The 7804-nt window shown below is 60.0% G+C and carries 8 protein-coding genes; 6 read left to right on the plus strand and 2 right to left on the minus strand.

Annotated elements, in window-relative coordinates; genetic code table 11:
* Positions 1-24: 24 nt before the first annotated feature.
* Complete coding sequence (locus tag AC2FFD_RS18340; RefSeq protein WP_496873788.1) at positions 25-2568, plus strand: TIGR02302 family protein; 2544 nt, start codon at positions 25-27, stop codon at positions 2566-2568.
* 3 nt (positions 2569-2571) lie between these two features.
* Here the strand turns inward: AC2FFD_RS18340 and AC2FFD_RS18345 are convergent, their stop codons facing one another.
* Entirely contained in the window at positions 2572-3321 is a 750-nt protein-coding gene (locus AC2FFD_RS18345) for a zinc-ribbon domain-containing protein (RefSeq protein WP_496873789.1), read from the minus strand.
* 182 nt (positions 3322-3503) lie between these two features.
* Here AC2FFD_RS18345 and AC2FFD_RS18350 point away from each other — a divergent pair, with 182 nt between their 5' ends.
* Genes AC2FFD_RS18350 through AC2FFD_RS18365 form a run of 4 tightly spaced genes read left to right on the plus strand, consistent with a single transcriptional unit; the run spans position 3504 to position 6409 of the window.
* Positions 3504-4181 (plus strand): cell division ATP-binding protein FtsE, encoded by a 678-nt coding sequence (locus AC2FFD_RS18350; RefSeq protein ID WP_170346345.1) that lies wholly within the window; start codon positions 3504-3506, stop codon positions 4179-4181.
* Positions 4178-5077 carry a cell division protein FtsX gene (locus AC2FFD_RS18355; protein WP_425078952.1) on the plus strand — a complete coding sequence of 300 codons (900 nt, stop codon included), beginning with the start codon at positions 4178-4180 and terminating at the stop codon, positions 5075-5077. Before AC2FFD_RS18350 ends, AC2FFD_RS18355 begins: the two co-directional genes overlap by 4 nt.
* A complete protein-coding gene (locus tag AC2FFD_RS18360; protein ID WP_257599944.1) occupies positions 5077-5820 on the plus strand; it encodes a lysophospholipid acyltransferase family protein in 744 nt (247 codons plus the stop codon). Before AC2FFD_RS18355 ends, AC2FFD_RS18360 begins: the two co-directional genes overlap by 1 nt.
* On the plus strand, positions 5804-6409 hold the full coding sequence (locus AC2FFD_RS18365) for a pyridoxamine 5'-phosphate oxidase family protein (protein WP_496873790.1): 606 nt from the start codon (positions 5804-5806) through the stop codon (positions 6407-6409). The genes AC2FFD_RS18360 and AC2FFD_RS18365 overlap by 17 nt, the downstream gene beginning before the upstream one ends.
* A gap of 20 nt (positions 6410-6429) precedes the next feature.
* Here AC2FFD_RS18365 and AC2FFD_RS18370 read toward each other — a convergent pair whose 3' ends face one another.
* Positions 6430-7023, minus strand: a complete 594-nt coding sequence (locus tag AC2FFD_RS18370; RefSeq protein WP_480683568.1) for an NAD(P)H-dependent oxidoreductase — start codon at positions 7021-7023, stop codon at positions 6430-6432.
* Positions 7024-7125: 102 nt separating this feature from the next.
* Here AC2FFD_RS18370 and AC2FFD_RS18375 point away from each other — a divergent pair, with 102 nt between their 5' ends.
* Complete coding sequence (locus AC2FFD_RS18375) at positions 7126-7704, plus strand: TetR/AcrR family transcriptional regulator (RefSeq protein WP_480686216.1); 579 nt, start codon at positions 7126-7128, stop codon at positions 7702-7704.
* Positions 7705-7804 lie beyond the last annotated feature (100 nt).

Genomic DNA, 7804 nt, shown 5'->3' on the forward strand with positions numbered 1-7804 from the left:
CGGGCCTAACCCCGGAGGCCCGCTTTGTCCGACCGTTCAAACCTGCCTATTCCGCGCCTGTCCGTGTGGCTGACCCATGTCGGCATGGTGGCAGAACAGGTGTTGCGCGCGTTCTGGCCGGCGTTCTCGATCGTGCTGGTTCTGCTTGCGGCGTTGATGCTGGGGCTTCAAGATATTGTTTCCGTGGAAATTGTCTGGGCAGTTGGCGCGCTGTCCCTGGGGTTGTTTTTGACGGCTGCGGTGCTTGGCCTGAGGGTTCTCAAGTTGCCTTCGCGCGCCGACGTTTTGGTGCGGCTGGATGAGACCTTGCCGGGACGCCCAATTCAGGCCTTGATGGATGATCAGGCCATCGGTGCGGCCGATCGGGATTCCGTGGCGCTATGGCAAGCCCACAAAGCCCGGATGGCGCAACGGGTCGCAACGGCCGAGGCCGTGAAGCCAGATCTTCGGCTGGCATCGCGAGATCCTTATGCGCTGCGCTACGCGGCATTGCTGGCTTTTGTCGTAGCGCTGGTTTTCGGCTCTTTGTGGCGCGTGGGGTCGGTGGCGGACATGGCCCCGGGCACTGCCGCCGCCGGGCAGGGGCCAACGTGGGAAGGATGGGTCGAACCCCCACGCTATACTGGCCTTCCAACGCTGTATCTTGCGGATCAAACGGATGCAGAGCTTTCCGTTCCCAAGGGCAGCCGCGTTACCTTGCGGCTTTATGGGGAGGTTGGCGCACATAGCCTGACGGAAAACAGCTCGGCCCTGGGCGCCGAAGCGGCGACCGACCCCGAGCAGGAGTTCGTGGCAGAACGCTCTGGCCAGTTGCGCATCGACGGGCCCACGGGGCGCGAATGGGCCGTTGAGATCATTGACGACACGGCACCACAGATAGCCGTGGCCGGATCGGCCGAGGCCGAGGCGGGCGGGCAGATGAAACTGCCATTCGTCGCAGGAGATGACTATGGCGTCGTTTCAGGCTCAGCCCGGATCTCACTGGATCTGGCTGCCGTTGACCGCCGCTATGGCCTGGCGGCAGAGCCCGAACCACGCGAAGCGATCGAGGTTGAACTGCCTATGCCGATCACGGGCGACCGGGCGGATTTTGCCGAAGATCTGATCGAGGACTTCTCGCAACACCCCTGGGCACACTTGCCGGTCCGGATCACTTTGATGGCAGCGGATGCGGCGGATCAGCAATCTTCCTCCGAACCTTATGTGACCGACCTTCCGGCCCGTCGGTTCTTTGATCCGCTGGCCGCGGCGGTGATCGAACAACGGCGCGATCTGCTCTGGTCGCGGTCCAATGCGCCTCGGATCGCGCAAATGCTGCGGGCTGTGTCTCATCTGCCGGAGGACCTGTTTCGTTCGGACACTGCCTATTTGCGTCTGAGGGTCGTGCTGCGGCGGCTTGAGACCTTTGATCAGTACGGGCTGAAACCTGAACAGCAGGCCGAGATCGCCCAGGCCCTATGGGATCTTGCGGTGTTGATCGAGGACGGCACGCTGGCGGATGCGCTGGAACGGATGCGGCGCGCGCAGGAACGTCTGACCGAAGCGATGCAGAACGGGGCCAGCGACGAAGAAATCGCGGAACTGATGCAGGAATTGCGCGACGCGACGCAGGATTACCTCCAGCAGTTGCAGCGGCTGGCGCAGCCAAACGGCGAAGATGGCGAGCGGCAGCAGGGCCAGAACGGCGAGTCCCTGCAAATGACGCAGGATGATCTGCAACGCATGATGGACCGCATTCAGGAACTCATGGAACAGGGCCGCATGGCCGAAGCCCAGCAGGCGCTGGAAGAGTTCCAGCAGATGATGGAAAACATGCGTGTGACTCAGGGCCAGGGTCAGGGCCAGCAGTCCGAAGGTCAGCAGGCCATGGAAGGTCTTGCGGAAACTCTGCGCGAACAACAAGGTCTGAGCGATCAAGCCTTCCGGGATTTGCAGGAACAGTTCAACCCAGGCGCTCAATCCGGTGAAAGCCAGGGCAATGAGGGGCGCAATGGCGGGCAAGGCCGGGGGCAAAGCCACGAAGGCCAGGGCGGTCAGGGGGAAGGCTCGGATCAGGCTGGCGAAGGCCAGCAGGGTCAAGGCTCACTTGCGGATCGGCAGCAGGCGCTGAGAGATGAGCTGAACCGTCAGCAACAGGGGTTGCCCGGTGCCGGCACGCCCGAAGGCGACGCCGCGCGCGAGGCGCTTGATCGGGCCGGGCGTGCCATGGACGAGGCGGAACAGGCCCTGCGTGGGGATGATCTGGCCGAAGCCATCGACCGGCAATCCGAGGCCATGGAAGCCCTGCGCGAAGGGATGCGTTCGCTGGGCGAGGCGATGGCGCAGAACCAGCAGAATCAGCCGGGTCAGGGAACGCAGGATGGCGACATGCAAGCCAACAACCGCGATCCGCTGGGCCGAAACCCGGGTGCCGCCGGTTCGATTTCAACGGATGAGAACCTGCTGCAAGGCGAAGACGTGTACCGCCGGGCGCGGGAACTGCTGGATGAAATCCGACGCAGAACCGGGGAATCGGACCGCCCCCAGATCGAGCTGGAATACCTGAAGCGTTTGTTGGAGCGGTTCTAGACCTCAGTTCTGGGCACCGGATCCAGCCTGTGCCTCAAGCCAGATACGCGCCTGATCCACAAGCGAAACATATGAGCTCAGCAACGGGTCGGCCTGAGGGACTGCTTCGCTGATCTGTTGGGCATTTCCATAGATCAGATACAGAACCACGCCGATAATCAGCATCAACGCAAAGCCGCGGAGGAATCCGCCCGATTTGCGGGGTGGTTGCGGGGCCTCTTCCGACTCATCTGATCGCATGGTCGAATTGATGGCTTCGACATCCGGCAGCGCGTCTTTCTGCCCGGCATCGACAGCGGTTTCCGTGGCCGACGGCCGCTTGGGGCGCACCTTGGGTTCTGGGGGTTCTGGCGGCGTATCCAGCCCCAGATCGGGCTGGCTTTCGAGGCTGCTGCCTTCCTGCGCCCGCAATTCCGCTTCGCGGGCAGCTTCTTCTTTCAGAATGCTGGCAACGGAAGGATCGACACTCCCGGTGGTCGCGGCGGGTTCATCAACTTCTGGCTTGTCTTCGGATACCGCTTCTTCAACAGGTTCCGGTTCAGCGTCCTGCGGAGCGTTAACCACGTCGGGCGATGCGTCATCCTTTTCGGGGGTTTCCGCTTTTTCGTCCGGTGCGCCTGCGGCTTCGGCAGGGTGCTTCGCTTGAAACCAGGTCTGATCGCAGTTGGAACACTGTACATCGCGACCTTCCTCGGGGATGACCTCGTCAGGAACCTCGTACTGCGCACTGCAATTCGGACATGTTAGACGCATGCTGCCTCCTCGGCCGGGCGAAGGGCCGATAATAGTTTTTTCAGGAATGATATTCGGTTAAGACCCAACAGCAAAGAGCGTTTTCGGTTTCGCGGGTCAAGTGTCACCAATTGGACTCGGTAGAGCCATTGAAACCATCACCATGCTCGGGCAAGAAGAGCGGCAAAATAACGGGGGCACGTGTGATCGAGCTGGAAAATGTCAGCTACACCTACGGTGGCGGCGAATTGCTGAGTGACGTCTCGGTACAATTGCAGCCGGGTTCGTTTCACTTTCTGACCGGGCCTTCCGGGGCGGGCAAGACCACGTTGCTCAAGCTGTGCTATGGTGCCCTGCTTCCGAGCTCAGGGCGGTTGAGCGTGTTTGACCAGGATATTTCAGCCCTTGATCGCGACCAGCTGGCGGTGCTGCGCCGCCGCGTGGGTGTGGTGCATCAGGATTGTCAGTTCCTAGACCATATGACGCTTGCCGAAAACGTTGCGTTGCCGCTGATGGTGTCCGGGCGTTCGGAAACATCCGAGCAGGAAAACCTGACCGAGCTGCTCAGCTGGGTGGGTCTTGGCTCCAGGCTCGAAGCGCTCCCGCCTGAACTGTCCGGCGGCGAACGCCAAAGGGCCGCTCTGGCGCGTGCCGTCATATTGTCGCCTGACGTGGTTTTGGCGGATGAGCCGACGGGCAATGTTGACTGGGAGATGTCGCAACGGCTGCTGCGTCTTCTGATCGAACTGAACAGGATGGGCAAAACCGTCCTGATCGCCACCCATGACCTGAGCCTGATTCGCGCGGCCAAAAGCCAGGTGCAGGCGCGTGTCTTGCGTATTTCGCAGCGCAAGCTGCAACTGGCGGGGGCGGATTTATGATCAGTCCTGACCTCAGAAATCTGTTGCGCGGCGACAAACGGGCAGACCGGGTTGTTCCTCCAACGGGATACACGGCGCACCTGACCCTTTTTGTCGCGGGTGCGATGGCGTTTCTTGCAGTGTTCGCCTTGGCCCTGTCTCTGGCGTCGGGGCGCATTGCGGATCGTTGGGCATCGGAACTGGCCGGAGCCGCAACCCTGCGCATCAACGCGCCCGCGGAACAGCGCGCGGCCCAGACCGAGGCTGCGTTGACGGTTCTTAGCCAAACGCCCGGCGTGGCCTCGGCCCGTGCTTTGACGCAGGAAGAGCAGGCGGCGTTGCTTGCCCCGTGGTTCGGGCCGGACCTGCCGCTGGATACGCTGCCCGTGCCACAGCTTATCGAGATCATTGAAACCGAACCGGGCATCGATGTGGCCGGGTTGCGTTTGCGATTGGGGGCCGAGGTGCCGGGCGCCGTGCTGGATGATCATACGCGGTGGCGGGAACCTCTGGTCGATGCGGCGATGTCCCTGCGTCGACTGGGGTGGATTTCAATCCTGCTGATCGGCGGTGCGACCGCTGCCATGATTACCCTTGCCGCCAATGCGTCACTTGCCGCAAATGCCCAGATCATCGAAGTGCTGCGCCTGGTCGGCGCACGCGACGGGTTCATAGCGGGCGCATTCGTAAGGCGGTTTACTTATCGCGCATTTTTTGGAGCCTCGGTCGGTACATTGCTGGGAATGACCGGTGTTCTGATGCTGCCCGAAGCCTCGGATGCGGGTGGGTTTCTGGCGGGCGTCGGCTTTCAGGGCAAAGACTGGGTGTTGCCGGTACTTATCCCGATCCTTGGTGCCATGGTCGCGTTTTTTGCCACCTGGGCTGCGGCCCGACGCAAATTGAAGGAGCTTTCCTGATGTTGATGGCTGTTCAATGGGTTCGGTCGTTGATCTTCATGATCGTGATCTACGCCTGGATGCTGATCCTTGGCATTGTCTTTCTGCCCTACGCGTTGTTTTCCAAGGCTGGCGCCCTGAAGGCGTGCAAGACCTACGCGCGCAGTACCATGTGGCTGGCGCGTTGGATGGTTGGCATTCGGTGCGAAGTGCGGGGTAGGGTCCCAACGAACGAAGTGGTCATAGCCGCAAAACACCAGTCTTTTCTTGATATCATCATAATTTTTGATGCCATTCCGCATGGCAAGTTCATTATGAAGCGCGAGCTTTTGTTTACTCCCGTCATTGGAATGTATGCGCGGCGACTTGGCTGTATTCCGGTCAATCGCGGCAAGCGCGGTGCTGCCGTGACCAAGATGGTCAAGGATGTGTCGAAAGAGTTTTCGGAACCCGGGCAGCTTGTGATTTACCCGCAAGGGACACGTGTGGCGCCCGGTGCGAAGAAACCTTACAAGGTTGGAACAGCCGTTCTTTACGAAGGGCTCGGCTTTCCCTGCGTTCCGGTCGCCACGAATGCCGGCGTCTTCTGGCCTCGAACGGGTGTCATGCGCAAACCGGGCCTTGCGATCGTGGAATTCCTAGACCCGATCGAGCCGGGTGTTGGCCGGGACGACTTCCTTGCCCGGCTGGAAGATGTGATAGAAACACGTTCCAACGAGTTGATGCGGGAAGTGGGGTTTGATCCGGATGGAGCACATTCGTGACATTGAAACGCTTGAAGAGTTGTATGGTCGGCCCGGCGCGCCGTCCTTGCGAAAGGTCGTTCATCAGCTGACGCCTCTCTATCGCAAGTGGATCCTCGCATCGCGCCTCTGTGTGCTCAGCACGGTTGGCCCAGAAGGTGTGGATGGCAGCCCGCGGGGCGATGATGGCCCGGTCGTGAAAGAGCTGGATGCGAATACGCTGGCTCTGCCGGACTGGCGCGGCAACAACCGTCTGGACAGTCTGCGCAATATCGTGCGCGACCCACGTGTTTCGCTGATGTTCTTCGTCCCGGGGTCCAACAACGTCGTTCGGGTGAACGGGTTGGGGCGGGTAACGGCGGATGAGACCCTGCGGCATCAATTCGAGAAGGCCGGCAAACGCCCGGCGACCGTGATCGTGATTGAAATTGCTGAGATATACAGCCAATGCGCTCGTGCTCTGATCCGGGCGCGTATCTGGTCTAGCGGTGATGAAAGCGGCAATCTTCCCACGATAGGACAGCTTCTGTCCGAGGCATCAGACGGTGCGGAAGGCGGCGCGCAATATGACGAGGAATGGCCTGCGCGCGGCGCAAAAACGATGTGGTAGATGTAGGTGCCAGCTGTGGTTCAAACCGCAGCGGCTCCGATCCTTGATACTTTTTCCAACCAGCGATCGACGCTGCCGGGCTTGGGATAGCTTGCACCGGAAAAATAGGTGAACCGCGTTGGCTTGAAGCCGACGAACCCAAGGATCTGGTCCCGTACCTGACGGATAAGCGCCTGCCTGTATATCAGGCGCATGAACCATCCCGGCGTGTCTGACGTCAGGATGACGCGTGCAGTACGCCCAGTCAGCATGGGCGCCGGAAATCCGATCTTGGTGGTGTTCCGTGTGTCAAACGTTCGCCCCGGAATGAACATTCGGTCGATCAGTCCTTTGAGTTTTGCTGGAAGGCCGCCCCACCACATCGGGGTGGTCAGGACCAGATGGTCGCTCCACTCAAAGTCTTGCAACACTTGCTCCAGAATCGGCTCAAGCGGTTTGAAGTCGTGATAATTGCCCTGACCGAAATCAAAATCGAATTGCAGATCGCTCAGATGAACCAACCGTACATCGTGCCCGTTTTTGCGGGCCGCGTCTCTGTATGTTTCGGCAAATGTGCGTGACAGGCTGCTTTCTGCGGGGTGTCCGTCAAGAATGAGAATCTTTTTCGGTTGCATCGGGTATCTCCTGAAAAATGACCGTGGTCAGTCTATAGAATCAAAAAATGACCGCGGTCAATAAAAATTTGACCACGGTCAGAAATTGTGCGATTGAGCCATATGCAAAAGACGATTCAGAAACGTACGATCAAGACCCGCGCCAAGCTTCTTGCGGCCGCTGAAGAGGTCATCCGCAATGGCGGATATGAAGCGTTACGGGTGGAAGAGGTCGTGAAGGCCGCAGGGGTCGCGAAGGGCACCTTTTTCGCGCATTTTCACGACAAGGATGCGCTGATGGAAATTCTGATCGCGGACAAGCTGAATGCGTGTCTGGATCAGGCCGAGGCCGGAGCACCACCCAAAACTGTTGCAGAAATCGTCGCGTCGCTGGACCCGGTTCACAGTTTCATGACGTCCGAGCGATATGTATTCGATCTGCTGATCAGGTATTCCGGTGCGACGGCTGTCGCCGAAATAGGACCGGTGGCCTATTGTTTTGAGCGATACTTCCGCGTCGTGATGCTGTGGCTCGAAGATGCAGAGGTGCGCAAGGACGTGCCACCCGAATTGTTGGCCGAAGGTGTGCAGGCCTTTGCCATACAGGCCATGTCATTAAGGTTCTGTGCGTTGCATTCAGCGACGACATTTACCGACAGGTTGGAGACCTATCTGAATGCCTGGTTGACCCCGACAGGCTGATCGCCGCCGGGGTCAAGGTTGTCAGCTGTGGATCGGGCCGTCGCCGCAAGCCAGTGCGGCCTCACGCACGGCCTCGGAATAGGTCGGGTGCGCGTGGCAG

The sequence above is a fragment of the Ruegeria sp. YTSC002 genome (assembly GCF_059609845.1).